Origin of the sequence: Paraburkholderia sp. (genome assembly GCF_024281035.1) — a bacterium.
Taxonomy (GTDB): Bacteria; Pseudomonadota; Gammaproteobacteria; order Burkholderiales; family Burkholderiaceae; genus Paraburkholderia.
The window spans coordinates 196,405-211,148 of record NZ_JAMXLH010000032.1 but is presented as its reverse complement, the minus strand read 5'-3'; the positions used below and the strand labels follow the sequence as shown (position 1 = coordinate 211,148).

The following is a 14,744-nucleotide window of genomic DNA, read 5'->3' as shown; positions in this document are numbered from 1 at the left end:
CGAGCTCCACGTGACGCGCGGCAGGGAAACCGGGCGTCATGCACCATTATGGTGCGACGCGGACTTCGCGCCGCGACGCCCCCTTCGCAGTCGCGACGACGACAAGGGGTACCAGCAGTTCTTCAGATGAACGGACCCGAAGTCAACTAGGCGGAGGCGGACGTACTGCCGATCGCAGTTCGATTGAAGGCTACGTTGTCAGCGATGTCGTTCGACGGTCCGCTTTTTAACAACAACGCGAAAATCGGCCAGATGCTCGCTGGCAACGAACTCACGTCGCAAGCCGTCAGGGCTCGTTTGAGCTAGATCGTTATCCGAAAGGCGATTTCGCGCAAGCGCGAAATTTCCGGTTTCAGACGTCGAATGCTCTCGACGCACCGGAAGTCGCGTGCGGCCTGGCGCGGATCACTCTCGTCGTGTCCAGCAAAGTGTTGACGGCGCGCTTTCATGGCGAACGAGGAGCCTCATTCAATCCATTTCAAGGTCTCGCCGCCCTTCTCTTCGAAGTGAAGCGGCCGCTTTGTTCGCCGTTTCACGTCCGCCGAAAGGTTTGCGACTTTGCCATCCTTGATCAGACGCGCAAGCGATGCCTGAAGGTCGGATTCGAACCAGTCCGTCTCCTCCAAAATATCCGCAAAATCCGACATATTGATCGTCTGGGGCCCCGCGTTCAGGTGCGTCCGCCAGAATCTGACCACGTCCAGCGCGCCGGCATGGCCCGCAGACGGGTCGAAATATCCCTCGGCGCCAAAGAGATCTCCGGTCCCTGACAGGTTCAGTTTCCGCACCTCGCGTTTCTCCGCGCGCACCTGATGCTGGACCTTGTCGACCTGTTCCGAGATGCGCTTGAACTCGACAATCCCCTTCGCATGCGACGTCAGATAGATGAGTTGATACTTGGTACGGTCTTTCTCAGGGTCCATGACGCGGACATGGGCCGCGCGCGGCGGATAGGCACGGTTGGAACACGGAGCACACGCCTTCAGGTTCTGACGATAAGCACGGACAATGCGCTGCTCCCGCTCAGTGGGGTCCATACCCGTCAGGTCGAGCTGCTCCCCAATGAGATCAGCCATCTCTTCCTTCCAGCCAGCCATCGACATCGTGCGATTCACGAAGTCGTACATAAGATTGATAAGGAACTCCGAGCGCGGACGCTCGAGCAGAGGACGCAGGATGGGAACGCTAACTTCGCTCCAGCCCTTGGGATCAATGAAAAAAAATCCGAATGCGCGCGGCCCGAGCCACTTGAGAATCTGCGCCCTAAGCACCACAAAGTCGCCTTGGAGGCACGAGGACTCGATGCCACCCGGCGTACTTGTCGCCAGAAACTTTTGCAGCCTGGCGAAGGCGCGAGGACTTTCCTCGATGTAAAGCGCCCGCACACGGACCGGCATGTTCAACTGTTCCAGCTTCTTGCGGCAAGCCTCAAGCGTGTTCAGCGAGATCGCGATCGAGGTAGATTCCATCGCCTCACTATCGTCGCCCCAAGGTCCGGCAAAGCAATCGACGTAACATAGTTCCATCAGCTCCTTCTGGCGAGAGCCCATGCCCATGATGAGCATAAGCTTTTCGAGGTATTCCCTGAGAAGATGATGTTTGACGAGCGCCTGCTCCCTGCCCAGATAGGAAGTCGGAATAATCGAGTTTTCCATAGTGCTTCCTCGTGCCTATGAGATGCGATTTGCGTCGGGCCTCGTGATCGTGAATCAAATGAAGGCAAACGACTTTTGCGACGGCAACCGGATGATGTGATTGGGCCTCAGGCTGGTTCGCACACTGCGGATAGCGCCGACGGTGTCGACCACCTGTATCTCTTTTGCGCGCACCAGTTCGAGCACCGATGCTTCTACCATTTTCATGGTCGCGGGCGTTGAGTTAATGTGCGAAAGGAAAAACTCTCCGAAAGGGATGCCGTTGGGCCGCGCCGCCAACTTTCTGGGGATTTGTGCAAGCATGGCGTCCGTACTCGCTGCCCGGGCGACATCATCGAACTGGAACGTTGCCTGTGGGCTGCTCTCGCGATTAATGACGGCGGCATAGCCAGTGCGCAACATATCGAGCCCGGGCGGTCCGTAGTGCCCAAAGTGATTGTGGTGCTGCCAATGAGCCTGCGCCATGACATCGCGGGCTTTCCAATGCTTGGATAGATGCAACAGCCAGAAATCGCCGTGTCCCCGCTCGGGTCGGATAAAGAACGGCGTAAAGAAATCCGCACCGGAACTGCCGGTGATAGTTGAATAGAGACTGGACTGGATGTGATGACGCCATCCTGGACCTCGCGTACCGCGGTCTAGATCGGCAGCGGTGACGGCACCTGTAAAGCCGGTCCTGCGTTCGAAGGCACTGAGCGTCCCGGGCGACAGGTAGTTAATGAGCGCGTCGACGTTAAACGTCAGGATGACTTCGGCGCTCGGCAGTGTGCGGAAAATCAGCGCCAGGGCACTCTGCGGCACGGCCTTGTATCCGTACTGGTCGAGTACGAAAATGGCGCGCCCGCTTCTTGGCGAGCGCTCAGTCGCCCTCTGGACAATTTGGGGCGCCAGTTTGGCGAAGGTACCACAATGCAGCTTTACCGAGCCGGAGTGAAGAGCATGACCATAGCCCTGCGCGTCGAGTTCCCCCCTCAGGTAAGCGATTGCGTCGGCTGACTCATCGATGCAGACCAGTTCAACGTCAAAGTGAATTTCCTTGCGACGTTGCTGGAGATCCATCACCTTGGCCTGTGCCTCGCGCATAGCGTTTAGGATCACAAGGGGTGAGCCAGGCACGCGTTCCCCGGCACCATTGACGTAACACCCGCCCCCGCAGAATCCGTCGACGATTGTCAATTTGATCCGATCTTGTGCCGGCGAGGAAACGAGCGTCAGGAAATAGTCGACCAGATAAGACCGCAACAGCGAGTGTTTGACCTCGCTATGCCGTTTGATTAACGGCGGCGGCCCCCCGGGAACCCAGTCATAGTGATTTGAAATCATGTGAGGTCGTCCGCGACCGGCCTCGTATCGCGGCGTATTTTCTTATCAGGCAAACAATTTGCCCTAAAAGCCTCAGTAAAATCAAGCCCTACCCTGAAAACAACGGAGCACGCTACGCGAGACGCTCGGAAACGACGGCCGGCATTTCATCCCAGGTGCGTCCATCGAGTAGCCTGCCATTGGCTGCCTTCGCGCGTTTCTTGCCATCCGCCCCCCAGCCGCCCCATTGTTTGAAGAAAAACGCCACGTTCTGCTCTTCGCATTGCCTCTGGATTGACAATGCCCATTCGGTTTTCATGGGCCGAGCTTTTGGGCCCGACTCGCCACCGACGATGACCCAGTGAATATCGGACAGGTCAAGGTCGCCGACGTCCTGCAGAAGGGGTTCGACGGACAGAAACCTGATCGTCGCATCGATTGTGCGGAGATGGTCGATCCGCGGAACGCCGTACTTGCGGTCTTCGACTGATACACCAAGCCATGCGTTGGCCGGCACGATGCGCTTCCTGAAGTAACGGGCCATCCGCGGAGCGCGCTTCGTCAGGATCTGGTAGGTGTGATGCGGGGTGCGCGCGATAACATCAAATACCTGTTCGATATAGGCATCAGGCACTCTGTCGTGAAACAGATCCGACATCGAATTCACGAAGTATGTTGTCGGCCGCTTTCTCTTGAGTGGATCTTCCAGCCGCGTCGGTAGCAGTGTAAGCGAAAAGCCATTCTCATAGCCCGGCGTGCCCATTGCCTTTAGACGACGAGCCATTCCTTCCGCGTAGCAATGCTTGCATCCCGGAGATATTTTGGTGCATCCAACGGTAGGGTTCCAGGTCTGCTCAGTCCACTCAATGCTGCTGACGGTTGTCATGGTCTTTTCCTTTTCGAACTCGCTCGAATGCCGCCGGCTTTCATCTGATAGCGACGGATGATGCCTGTCACTATGCCCAGCAGGCTCAGTTCAGCTTGAGGAGCGATGGTCTTGTACCGTTTGTTATGAGGCACGAGAACGGGCTGCCCCCGGCGATAACCCAGTTCCTTTAACGTAAAGCCCCCGTCGACCAGCGCAACCACAAAATCACCAGCTGTAGCGTTGCTGCTTTTACGCACTATCGCGATGTCGCCGTCGAGAATGCCTGCATCGATCATCGAGTCGCCGCGGATTGTAACAAGGAGCGTCTCTGCTGGCCGCTCTATCAGCAACTCCTGAATGTCTGGAAACTCCAGCGCATCTGAAACACTGCCGCTTTCGACAGGGCCAGCGGGAAGCCGATCACTCACCCAGGGGATCTGGAAGAATCCGGGGCCTGGAACCAGTCGGCCGCCTGGCCCCGCTTCTAGAAACCCGGCGGCGGTGAGCCGTTCAGCCGCCTTGAACGCCGCGTTCTTCGTCTTGAAGCCCAGCATCCTGCCTAGCTCCGCGTAGGACGGCAACGACCGGTACATCCCGAAATACTCGCGGATTTTCTCTAGATAGATGTGGTCTTTGTTCGGCCGCCCCATGACTCTATATTAGTGTACGTTCGTCTACTTTGGAAGTGGCCTCTGCTCAGCCGTTTCAATTGCCTGCGTGACGCGATTCGAACGCCATCACGTCACCGCCGACTCAACTCGAACACGTTCGCGCGATCGGTTTCGCATCGCTTCAGATGCCCGTAGCGCTGGGGTGTACTTCCGGTGCAATGTTGTCGTCACTCTCTTGTACGGTCTCGAAATGCCGCCGATCATCTTCAGCATGAAGATAGATGCCGGTCGTCTGGATCGACGCGTGGCGCATGTTTTTCTGGATGAAGCGCAGGTCAGTGCCAGCATCGGCCTGATGTGTCGCCGCGGTATGCCGTAGCCAGTGAGTGGATGCGCGTCGAAGCGTCGCGGCACCCGCGGGATCGCTCATCGCAAGCGTGTCGGCGGCCCGTCGGAACACTTCCTTGACGATCAGGTAGACCGCCGCCGACGTCAGATGTCTGCACGGGTCGCCCGCGACGCTCATCACCGCGGCCGCCGTCTCGTTTCCCAATGGCGTTGGCGCGAGCCCATGAAAAACCCGGTACCGCGCGAAGTCCACCATCAGCGCGGCGCTCACCGGCACCTCTCCCTCGGCGCCACCCTTCCCCACCACGTGCAGCCACCAGTTACCCCGCCGCTGATAAAAGTCGGCCGCCTTTGCATGCGCCGCTTCCGAGACCCGCAACCCTGTGTGGTACAGCAGGCGGATCAGCCAGCGACTGCGCTCGTAGTGCTGGTGATCCCGCGCGGTTAGCCGAGGCCACTGCTCGACGCTGGCGAGCACATAGTCCCACAGCGCGTGATCCAGATACCTTTCGACCCGCCGCGTGCGCTTCGCCGCCGCGCCGGTCCTGCGACGCAGCGCAAGCGGATTGCCAGCGAGATAACCGGCACTGACCAGATACGACAGCAGGCCCGACAGGATGCCGAGCGCCTGATGCTGGCTGCGCTCCGACAGCGGGCCGTCGAACAGCCGGCGCGTGCCACCCCGACGCGGCCGGGCCGGGTCCGCCCAATCTCCGGTGGGTGCCGCGAGAAACCGTTCATATAGCAGGAAGTCCTCGCGCGTGAGGCTCGAGAGCGGCTTGCCCAACGTCCGGGTGGCCCACATCAGCAGGCGTACCGCTTCCTTCCGGTAGCTGCGCAGCGTGTGCGGCGAGCCGGCATATTCCGCGAGCCACAGGCGCACGGCCTCCACGTCCGTGTCGGCCGCGATCTGCAGGTGACCGCCCCGTGCGCGGTTGGTGCCGTCGCGCCCGTCGAGGGCCGCAGGCAGGCCGAGCGACAGGTGCAGTTCCGGCGATGCTGGGGCGACGGTCGGAAGGTTCATGGTGTGACGCGTTTTCGGATGGAGTTTTCGCAGCGTACAGGATAAGAACTTGCGATTATGGGCGTTATCACAAATTTCTCCATCAAATCATTATGTGTATAACGTTATACTGAGATATAACGTTATAATTTTGGGCGAATCGCCCCCTTCAACCACTTTTCACGGTGAAACTCCGCCCATGAGCCGTATCAGTGACACCCGACTCCGTACCCGGGAAGCCGCCGCGCGACTCGTCACCGCCGGCCGGCTTGCGCATGAGCTCACCGTCGACCTGATCTACGCCGAAATCCGCCAGGGCAGCCGCACCACCATCAACGATGAACTGAAGCTGTGGAAGGACGAGCAGGCGCGCAACGACGCGCTCGCGGCCGCGCTGCCGCCGGCCGTCGCCAATGCGATGCTGTCGGTCTGGGCACTCGCGGTCGAGCAAGGCGAACGGGTCTTTGCTCAGCGTGGCGACGAACTCGAAGCGGAAGCGGCCGCAGCCATCACGCGCGCCGGGACACTCGAGACTGCCAACGCGGAACTTCAGGGCGAACTTCGCACCGTTCGCGCCCGGCTTGACAACCAGCACGCACGGCTCGCGGCGATGCAGGCTGAGCACGCGAAAACCGATGCCGAGCGTGATGCCGCCCACCGGCAGGCCGAAACCGCCGTGGCCGAACGGGATGCAGTCCGGGCACAATCGGAACAGACACTGCGCGAGCTGCAAGCCGCCCACATGCGTGAACTCGAAGCGTTACGGACCACGCATGCGCAGCACGAAGCGGCCTTGCGGGGCGAGGTCGACCAGGCGACTGCACGACTTGAAAGCGTCCAGAAACATGTGATGCTGCAGACCGAAGAGGCGCGAGGTGCACAGCGGCGCAGTGAGGCCGCGCTGTCGGACGCGCGCCAGCGCAACGAGCAGCTCGTCGCCGATGTCCAGCGGATCTCGGCCGAGGCCGATGAACACAGGCGGCTTGCCGGCCGCCATGAGCGGCAGCTCGGCAGTGTCCTCGAAGAGGCCCGTGACCTGAGGCGGGAGCGTGACGCGCTGGCCCGCCAGGCTGCGTTACTACAGGGCCAGCTCAAGGCCCGTGACGAGTCGTCGTCGGCACGTAAAACCAGGCGCGCGCGCCAGGAAACCTCGTAGTACGCCGCGCGACCCGGGAGGCCGTGAACGTCGGCATTTTGCAGGACACCAGACATACCGCCCGCGCTGTCGCCGGGCGGGCCTGTGGCACTGTGATCATGCGTAGGCCGCGCTTTGCAGCTTCGCCAGTATCGAGAACACCAGATTCTGTCCCGTGACGGTGTCCATCAATTCGGCCGGTCGCCGCCCGCCCAAGGCTGCATTCGGACGTTCGAACCACTGAGCAAGCCAGTGCGCGGCATCGAATCCTTCCCGGTTGCCCGATTCGTTCACCATCGTCTGCACCTGGACGATGAGCATTGCGAGTCCAATCACACGCTCGGCCTGTGCGGTCGACAGATTTTGACGTGCCGTTGCCTTGCGTACGATGGTGGCGCGTGGCAAGCCAAGCTGCTTCATCAACCGATCCTGGCTGATGTCCATTCGTGCCGCCATCTCCATGACGCATCCGGCGCCAATGCCATGCCTGATCCATGCGATGCGCTCCAGCGGCGTTGCCTGAGACACCGCTGCGAAGTCGAAAAGATGGAACGCCCCGGGGACGCGTTCTTTGCGCGCCGGGGCTGATTTCGCGCGACCTGCCCTGGTGGCGGGAGCAGTGGTCGTCATCGGGGACTGCCTCCATTTGAATGGCCATTCTGGCTCAAATGGACTGTGTCGTTAGCCGGTCTCATCGAATTTCCAGGCCTGGAAAATTTGTACGATAGTTACCTAATCTGCATTAAGGGATTCCTGCGTTTGCTTATTTGATCTCCGGCGGATGACGCACCGGATGAGGCGCTCGGACGCTGGTCGCCAGAAGTGGCGGATGATCATGGTAACCCGCCCTCTTCCGGATACATCGCCGCGAGGCGGGCCTGCAGTGCCGCCAGGACCGGCGGCGCGCTGATGCCCTGCACCGGATCCGCGTGCACTAAATGATCCAGGCAGACCGTCGGCCAGCCTGCATCATCATCGTCGAGTGCGAGCCATGCGGTCGGCCGGCGGCGGCACACATCGCCCCAGACCTGAGCGCCGCGCGGCAGCGCCTCAAATGCCGCCGACGCCATCCGGGTGTGAAAGGTGGCGCCAACTACCCGGTCACGTAGGGACGCCGGCAGACACCGGGCCGCCTTGCTGACACTGCGAAACACGCGCACCCAGCTTGTCGACAGCACGATGCGCAGGTCTGGGTACGGCACAAGGCACGACGCCAGCAGTGCCGCATGCTCGAACACCGCGTGCCCCGGCGGCGAGGCCACATAGGGGCCCGCGCCACGACGGCGCCATACATCCTCCGGGTGCAGCACGCCGTCAAAATCAAGATATAGCACCGCGCCGCCGCATTGGCGCGGCGCGGCCGGCCTGGTGTAAGGGATCGTGACGTCCACCGGCCATGCCTCGCCGTCGCCTGGGGTCATAAGTTGGCACCGGTCATAAATCGGGTCACCGTCGGGAGCCGGTGTTCAGACGCGCTGGGCTCGGTTGTGCCGCCCCGGATCTCCTGCAGCGGATCGAGCTGCCAGTGATCGACCGGCCTGCCACCTTGTATGCGCAGTAGCGCGGCGGCGCCGACGACATCCACGCCTTCGACAGACCGGTTAGGTGATAACGCGTTCCACCTTACGTCCATCATGAAGCTACGCGGGATACATCGCGCGCGCCTTCCCCAGCGAGCGCAGCCGTATCGGTCGTATCGAACGGGGGGATCGAAATCTTTCGATCCTCAAGCTCATCCGGATCGCAGGCGCCTTGCGAATAACTGCTGGCTTGCTTCATGCGCCCGAGCGAACCGCTCGGGCGTGTCTACGGGTGTCGCTGTTTGCAACGTCGTGTGCAATGCGGTCGCCCTGATGTCTTCAATCGTCCAAACGGTATGCGTGTCGTCGGTGACCGCGAAGCGCGAATTTTTTCGCAGCTCCGCTATCTCCTGCCGCGCGGGCCCATGCGAAAATGCGAGAACCATGTTCACGATGTCTGAGATTGAAGCTTGAGCAACGAGTCAAAATCCCTGGTGGCAGTTCTGGATCAGCCAACGCCAACGCTCTTCGTTGACTACGATGGAGCACTTCACCGCGGCCACGCGCTGCTTGACGAAAGCGGTAAAGTATCTCTCGATACAGGAAATCCGCTGTTTGAATTTGCGCAGTTGCTGGTCAGTCTGCTCGAACCCTATCCCCAGGTCGAAGTCGTTCTCACCACATCCTGGCTCAACAAGCTGTCTGTCGAGCAGGTCGTTTCGTTCCTGCCCCTGCCGCTTGCAAATCGGGTAGTTGGCACAACGCAGGGTTACAGGGCGCGTTTCGGCGACTGGAAGATTGGTATCGCGCGCACCTATATCATTCGTTCGTACGTACTCGAACATCGCCTGAAGAACTGGCTGGCGATCGATGATTCCGTTTATGGCGCACGCGACCTTAGCACCAACTTTCTCCCGCTTGAGCCGCATCTCGTCCTGCTTGAGTCCCGGCGCGGTATTGGTGACGCTGAGGCGCAACAGCGGATTCGGGAATGGCTGGCCGAAGCACACGGCGCTAATGGTGGCTACCCTTGACCGGATTCCATATGAACGCTTGCCCCGCCGGTTGCGTTGTGCGAGGTCTGATGCCGGATGTCCACCTGCAATTGAAGAAAACTCTGGCAGGAAAGCACGTCACAGTATCAACCGCACCGTCAGACGTGCGGTCGCCCCTTCGCCGGAGGCAGTCGCAGTAGGGATAACCGGAACGGAGCGGGTGACGGCGCAAACAGTCGGTCAATGGCATCACCCGAAAGTGACTAATCCGCTTGCGGTGAAGAGTCGGCGAAAGACGGAAGACAAGACCTTTTTCAGCGAACTGGCTGGCGAGCCCTGATATCTCGCGTGCATCATTGACCAATTCGGCAATCCGATCCCCGAGATCGCAGAGATTCAGGGCGTTTTCTGAAGGCAATTTTTGGTCGACGAGCCCGCTTGCAGGCAAGTTAGACCCACGAATCAAGTGCCCTTGCCCCTTCGCATTAGCGTTGCCCACTGGAAATGTTCAGTCAGTCGTACGCGTAAGCGCAACCGTGATCAGGAATGTCCGAACCAGCTTCGGGCCGATAAATGTTCTGGTAGGGACCAATACCCCCGTCAAAATCTCCAGGCAATCGCCCACCCGATCAAACCAGTTGATCAAGACTATTCTCAAGATCGGCCCAGATGTCCTCGACATCTTCGAGACCAACGGAAAGCCGGATCATGGCCCGAGACACGCCTCTTGCGAGTCTTGCCGACGGATCGATCCGCTGCCTGGCCTCGACGAGCGCGGCAGGATGCGTAATCAGCGATTCAGTGTCGCCGAGACTCACGGCCTTTCCGATCAGATGGAGGCCATCAATCATTTGCGTGACGCCATCAAAACCAGACCGCAATTCGAAGGACAGCATTCCGGAGCCCGCACTCATCTGCCGGCGTGCCAGGTCATGCTGCGGATGTGAGGGCAAGAACGGATAGCATACCGTCGACACTGCTGGATGCTGCTCCAGCCACCCGGCAATCTGAAGTGCACTTTCGCCGTGCTGACGCATCCGGATTTTTAGCGTCTTCAAACCTCTCAACACCAGGAAGCAGCTCATGGGCGACAGGCTGGAACCCGTCATGTATCGCATGCCTTTGGTCCGGATCTTGTCGATCAGTTCGGCGCTGCCAAGCACCGCGCCACCAAGAGTGTCCCCATGGCCATTGATATATTTTGTCAACGAGTGAATGACGAGATCGGCCCCCAGCGAAATCGGTTGCTGCAATGCAGGGGACGCGAATGTCGAATCAACCACTACGAGCAGACCGTCCGCTCGAGCCCGATCCGCGATCGCCCTGATGTCCAGCACTTCGCCGGACGGATTCACAGGGCTCTCGAAGTAGACGAGCCGCGTCTTCGCTGTGAGCGCGGCCGCGAACTCTTCGGGATTCGTGAGGTCGACTTTCTTCACGCCGATACCGAGGCCAGGCAGTCCATCGTCGAGGTACATCGACGCCGTCGAATAGATCGTGTGATGCGAAATGATCTCATCGCCGGCCTGAAGCAGGGTCATCATCGTCGAGCAGATGGCGCCCATACCCGTACCGGTCACAAGCCCCGCCTCGGCGCCCTCCAGCGAGGCCAGGCGCTTCTCGAGTAGCGCTTGTGTCGGATTGTGCTGACGACCGTAAACGTATCGGTCGCTCTCGCCGGCGAATACGGCCTCGGCCTCGGCCATTGTGTCGAATGAATAGGTCGACGTCATATAAACCGGCGCATTGACAGCGCCGTTCTCATCCTGCGCGTCGTAACCAAGGTGGATGGCCCTCGTCATAAAGCCCATCTCCTCGTAGTCCCGCTTCCCGTTCATTGTGCTGTCCGTGTCCAGTTTGCCAATTCCGAGGCGTCGACCCCGGCGCTGCCGGCGTTGATGATCCGATTCACACATTGGGTGGCCTGCCCGTAAGTCAGGTATAGACGGGACTTGCCAGCGCCTCTCTTGAAGTATTCGAGGCTAGATTCCGCCTTGCTATAGGAAGAAATTCATATCTGCTATGAGCGTAGCACGATAGCTCAGGATTCCCGGCGCGCCTACGCTCTGGCCATACTTTCCCTTTTCCGCATGCGGGACGATTCAAATGGACTTGAGAGCGAAAGCGTATTTTGACGAACGGGCCACGCGCGAGATGCGCGAACACCTCAAACCAGCCAGTCGAACACTACAGGAGACACTGGCGTTCGCCTGCCGGATCCTTGCAATGACAGGTCAGGAAGCCGGTCTCGCCGGCCAGATCAGCGCACGGTCGACCCGGAAGGACGCCTACTGGACGCTACGCTTCGGGCTCGGCTTCGATGAAGCAACGCCGGATGACTTTATCGAGGTCGATCGTGACCTGAACACACTGTCCGGCAATGGGATGGCAAACCCGGCCACGCGGTTTCACCTGTGGGTCTATCAGGCCCGCGCCGACGTCCAGAGCATCATCCATACGCACTCCCCCTGGGTCTCGGCCCTTGTCGCCGCTCGACAACCACTGGTGGTGGCCCAGATGGACATGACGCCCTTCCATGACGATTGTGCGTTTCTCGCCGACTGGCCCGGCGTACCCATCGCCGACCAGGAGGGTGTCATCATCTCTCAGGCGCTCGGCGAGAAGCGCTCCATTCTGCTCGCGCATCACGGCCAGCTGGCCACGGGCAACTGCGTGGAGGAAGCGACATACCTGTCGGTATATCTGGAGCGGGCTGCCCGCATGCAGGTCCGGGCCCAGACGTTCGGACCGCTTACACCACTGAGCGCCACTCTGGCGCAGGAAGCCCACGATTATCTGCTGAAACCGTCGATCGTTCGCGGCACGTTCGATTACTGGTGCCGTCAGACCAAAAAGGCAGCGTAAGACGCGGATCTGATCGCGGTGGTTTTACGAGGGCAGCTACGCTTCGTCTACGAGGAGCCGCCTGAACAAAGCTGGTGAGACGCTTCGTGATACGATCGGCGCGCCCCTATCCCGCCAGCCCGGCCGCGCAGATGCGACCTGCTCGGGCTTGCAAAAGGGCAATTCGGCGCCGGACGGCTGGCCTTATCGACGTGAAAAGAAATCGCCAGGGCGCGGAAACTCTACCCACGACGGTGCCCGCCCCAATGAAATACATGGATCATCAACTGCGGTTGTTCCTTGCAATCGCAAAATCCCAATCCCTCTCTGCTGCAGCGGAAGCGCTGGACCTGACCCAGTCGAGCCTGAGCAAGCAACTGGGCACACTGGAATCCTACGTCGGACAAGCCCTGTTCGAGCGGCACGGACGTGGCGTTTCACTCTCGGATGCCGGACAAAGACTGCTGGACGCTGCCCGCCCCGCCTATGAGTTGATCGACACCTGCATCACCCAGCTGCGAGAGCAGCAAGGCATCACCGAGGGTACGCTGCGCGTGGCGACCATTCATACGCTGAGCTACTACTTCATAGCTGACGTCATGGCAAAGTTCATGGGACAGCGTCCCAAAGTCAATATAACGTTGCTCGGGCGAAGCTCTCCTGACGTAGTCGATCTGGTAGAGACTGGCAAGGCAGACGTGGGATTCGTCTATGACACGGCGGTAGCATCGGACGGTGTCGACATCACCCCGCTTTTCGATGAAGACATGTGCCTTGTCGTCCATGAAAATTCGGCATTCGTCGCGCTCGATGAGATCTCGCTCACCGAGAATAAGGTTCCTCTCATCGTCTTTCCCCAGCATTATGCGCTGCGGCGGATGCTGGCCGCAGAGATCCCACATCTCGATATCGCGGCGGAAGTCGACACGGTTGATGCCATGCTCAAGCTTGCCTCTGTCACGGCTGGCCAGTGCATCCTGCCGGACCTTATGCCCACCAGGCTGCTGCAGGACTACCATCTCAAACGGATAAGGATCACCAGTCCGGCCCTCCGCCGCAGGATCGTCGCGATCTCACGGCGGGGGCGTGTTCAGTCGGCGCTCCTGTCGCTCCTCCTCCACATCGCCCAGACAACCCTCAACTAGACGATTTGTTTCATATCAGATACCGCACACGCGGAACAAGATGCTGCCGCCGACGGCCTTTAGCGAATTTAAAGAAACGGGTGCAGGAGAGGGGCAGCAGAAGGTAAATCACCTCCGCTGTGACATAAGGCTCAGAGGCGATGTAGTAATTCAGCATCACGTAACGAGCCACTCCGGTTGTGTCGAGCAGGGTATGCCAACACCGGAAAAACGGAGCTTTTTTTCGAAGACAGTTGCCAATCTGCGTCGGTGACTGAAACTGGCCATCGCTGCAGGCTTGTATCAAGGCGCCCGCGGGTGCGCTATCGTCGTAAGCCATTCTGTGACGATGGCCCTGGTCCTGTTCTCAATACCCGACGGGGAAGAAAGAAGATAGTAGGCCGAGCCGTCTTCCACGAACCCTGCTGGCGCCGCGAGCAGGCCACTTTCGATATCGGCCTGGACCAGTTTCCATGGCCCAATCGCGACCCCCAGGCCTGCCACTGCGGCCTGGAGACTGTAGTAAAAGTGCTCGAATGTCCTGGCCTTGTGAGAACCCAGTTTCTGGCCCGCCAGGCTCCCCCAAGTCTTCCACGCGTCCGCACGCGTGCTGGTGTGAAGCAGCGTCGCGGAACGCCGCAGTCGCAACAAGCCATCGGTGGGCAAAAAGAATTCCTGCACCAGATCGTGCCGGCATACCGGACCAACCTGCTCGTCAAACAGGCAGACAGCAGCGATCTCCTTCCCCCACGAAATGTCGTTGCGACGAATTGCCATGTCGATGCCATTGCCAAGCACCGTGCCGGATGCCGCCACCAGATGAACATCGAGGTCCGGATTGGCCTTCTGGAACGCGGGAAATTGCGGAATCAGCCAGCGCATGAGCAGCGTCGGCTCGCAGGCAAGTGTCAAGGTGGCGCGGCCACCATGCATGCGCAATTCCCGGCAGGCCGACTCAATCAGGCTAAAGCCACCACTCACCGCCTCAGCGAGCCTACGCCCCTCCCTGGTGAGGTACACGCGCCTGTTGCGCCGGTCGAACAATATCACTCCGAGATCGTCTTCAATCAGGCGCACGGCCCGGCTGACCGCACCATGCGTGAGGTTGAGGGCATCGGCTGCCCGCCGGAAGCTTTCCTCCCGCGCAGCCGCTTCGAAACATCTCAACGCATGAAGTGACGGCAGGCGCTGCCGATGGACAGGTGATTCAAACTCACCATCATCGTCAAAACTCATCGCTTTTTTTGCTCCCGGTGCACTTCTAGAATCCAGGTATTGTCGACTGTATTGGCCAGGACGCCAATTCACCATCAACAGACAAACCACTGTACGCAAGCCT

The 14,744-nt window shown here is 59.8% G+C and carries 14 protein-coding genes; 5 read left to right on the top strand and 9 right to left on the bottom strand.

The window, feature by feature from the left end; all coding sequences use genetic code 11:
- Positions 1 to 464 precede the first annotated feature (464 nt).
- From tcmP to Q0L30_RS12265, 5 genes are all read right to left on the bottom strand, one after another.
- Positions 465 to 1,655, bottom strand: a complete 1,191-nt coding sequence (tcmP, locus tag Q0L30_RS12285; RefSeq protein WP_296655273.1) for a three-Cys-motif partner protein TcmP — start codon at positions 1,653 to 1,655, stop codon at positions 465 to 467.
- Between the two features lie 54 nt (positions 1,656 to 1,709).
- Positions 1,710 to 2,978, bottom strand: coding sequence for a three-Cys-motif partner protein TcmP (locus Q0L30_RS12280; protein WP_296655271.1), 1,269 nt, complete (start codon positions 2,976 to 2,978; stop codon positions 1,710 to 1,712).
- A gap of 112 nt (positions 2,979 to 3,090) precedes the next feature.
- A complete protein-coding gene (locus Q0L30_RS12275; RefSeq protein ID WP_296655269.1) occupies positions 3,091 to 3,843 on the bottom strand; it encodes a DUF5131 family protein in 753 nt (250 codons plus the stop codon).
- A complete protein-coding gene (locus tag Q0L30_RS12270) occupies positions 3,840 to 4,379 on the bottom strand; it encodes a S24 family peptidase (protein WP_296655267.1) in 540 nt (179 codons plus the stop codon). The genes Q0L30_RS12275 and Q0L30_RS12270 overlap by 4 nt, the downstream gene beginning before the upstream one ends.
- Positions 4,380 to 4,617: 238 nt before the next feature.
- Positions 4,618 to 5,808, bottom strand: coding sequence for a tyrosine-type recombinase/integrase (locus Q0L30_RS12265; RefSeq protein ID WP_296655265.1), 1,191 nt, complete (start codon positions 5,806 to 5,808; stop codon positions 4,618 to 4,620).
- A gap of 178 nt (positions 5,809 to 5,986) precedes the next feature.
- On the opposite strand from Q0L30_RS12265, the gene Q0L30_RS12260 reads away from it, so the two are divergent.
- Positions 5,987 to 6,943, top strand: coding sequence for a DNA-binding protein (locus tag Q0L30_RS12260; RefSeq protein ID WP_296655264.1), 957 nt, complete (start codon positions 5,987 to 5,989; stop codon positions 6,941 to 6,943).
- Between the two features lie 96 nt (positions 6,944 to 7,039).
- Here the strand turns inward: Q0L30_RS12260 and Q0L30_RS12255 are convergent, their stop codons facing one another.
- The gene (locus Q0L30_RS12255; RefSeq protein ID WP_296655262.1) at positions 7,040 to 7,552 is read right to left on the bottom strand and encodes an antitoxin Xre/MbcA/ParS toxin-binding domain-containing protein; all 513 of its coding nucleotides are present in this window, start codon (positions 7,550 to 7,552) and stop codon (positions 7,040 to 7,042) included.
- 203 nt (positions 7,553 to 7,755) lie between these two features.
- Entirely contained in the window at positions 7,756 to 8,343 is a 588-nt protein-coding gene (locus Q0L30_RS12250; protein ID WP_296655261.1) for an HAD domain-containing protein, read from the bottom strand.
- 232 nt (positions 8,344 to 8,575) lie between these two features.
- On the opposite strand from Q0L30_RS12250, the gene Q0L30_RS12245 reads away from it, so the two are divergent.
- A complete protein-coding gene (locus Q0L30_RS12245) occupies positions 8,576 to 8,776 on the top strand; it encodes a helix-turn-helix domain-containing protein (RefSeq protein ID WP_367277813.1) in 201 nt (66 codons plus the stop codon).
- Between the two features lie 136 nt (positions 8,777 to 8,912).
- On the top strand, positions 8,913 to 9,476 hold the full coding sequence (locus Q0L30_RS12240; RefSeq protein WP_296655259.1) for an HAD domain-containing protein: 564 nt from the start codon (positions 8,913 to 8,915) through the stop codon (positions 9,474 to 9,476).
- A 590-nt stretch (positions 9,477 to 10,066) separates the two neighbouring features.
- On the opposite strand, the gene Q0L30_RS12235 is transcribed toward Q0L30_RS12240, so the two are convergent.
- Positions 10,067 to 11,275: a PLP-dependent aspartate aminotransferase family protein gene (locus tag Q0L30_RS12235; protein WP_296655257.1), complete on the bottom strand. Its 1,209-nt coding sequence runs from the start codon at positions 11,273 to 11,275 to the stop codon at positions 10,067 to 10,069.
- 268 nt (positions 11,276 to 11,543) lie between these two features.
- Here Q0L30_RS12235 and Q0L30_RS12230 point away from each other — a divergent pair, with 268 nt between their 5' ends.
- Together Q0L30_RS12230 and Q0L30_RS12225 are read left to right on the top strand one after the other, a co-directional pair.
- Positions 11,544 to 12,302, top strand: a complete 759-nt coding sequence (locus Q0L30_RS12230) for an aldolase (RefSeq protein ID WP_296655255.1) — start codon at positions 11,544 to 11,546, stop codon at positions 12,300 to 12,302.
- Positions 12,303 to 12,547: 245 nt separating this feature from the next.
- Positions 12,548 to 13,426: a LysR family transcriptional regulator gene (locus tag Q0L30_RS12225; RefSeq protein ID WP_296655253.1), complete on the top strand. Its 879-nt coding sequence runs from the start codon at positions 12,548 to 12,550 to the stop codon at positions 13,424 to 13,426.
- A gap of 282 nt (positions 13,427 to 13,708) precedes the next feature.
- On the opposite strand, the gene Q0L30_RS12220 is transcribed toward Q0L30_RS12225, so the two are convergent.
- Positions 13,709 to 14,641 (bottom strand): LysR family transcriptional regulator, encoded by a 933-nt coding sequence (locus Q0L30_RS12220; protein WP_296655251.1) that lies wholly within the window; start codon positions 14,639 to 14,641, stop codon positions 13,709 to 13,711.
- Between the last annotated feature and the right edge of the window lie 103 nt (positions 14,642 to 14,744).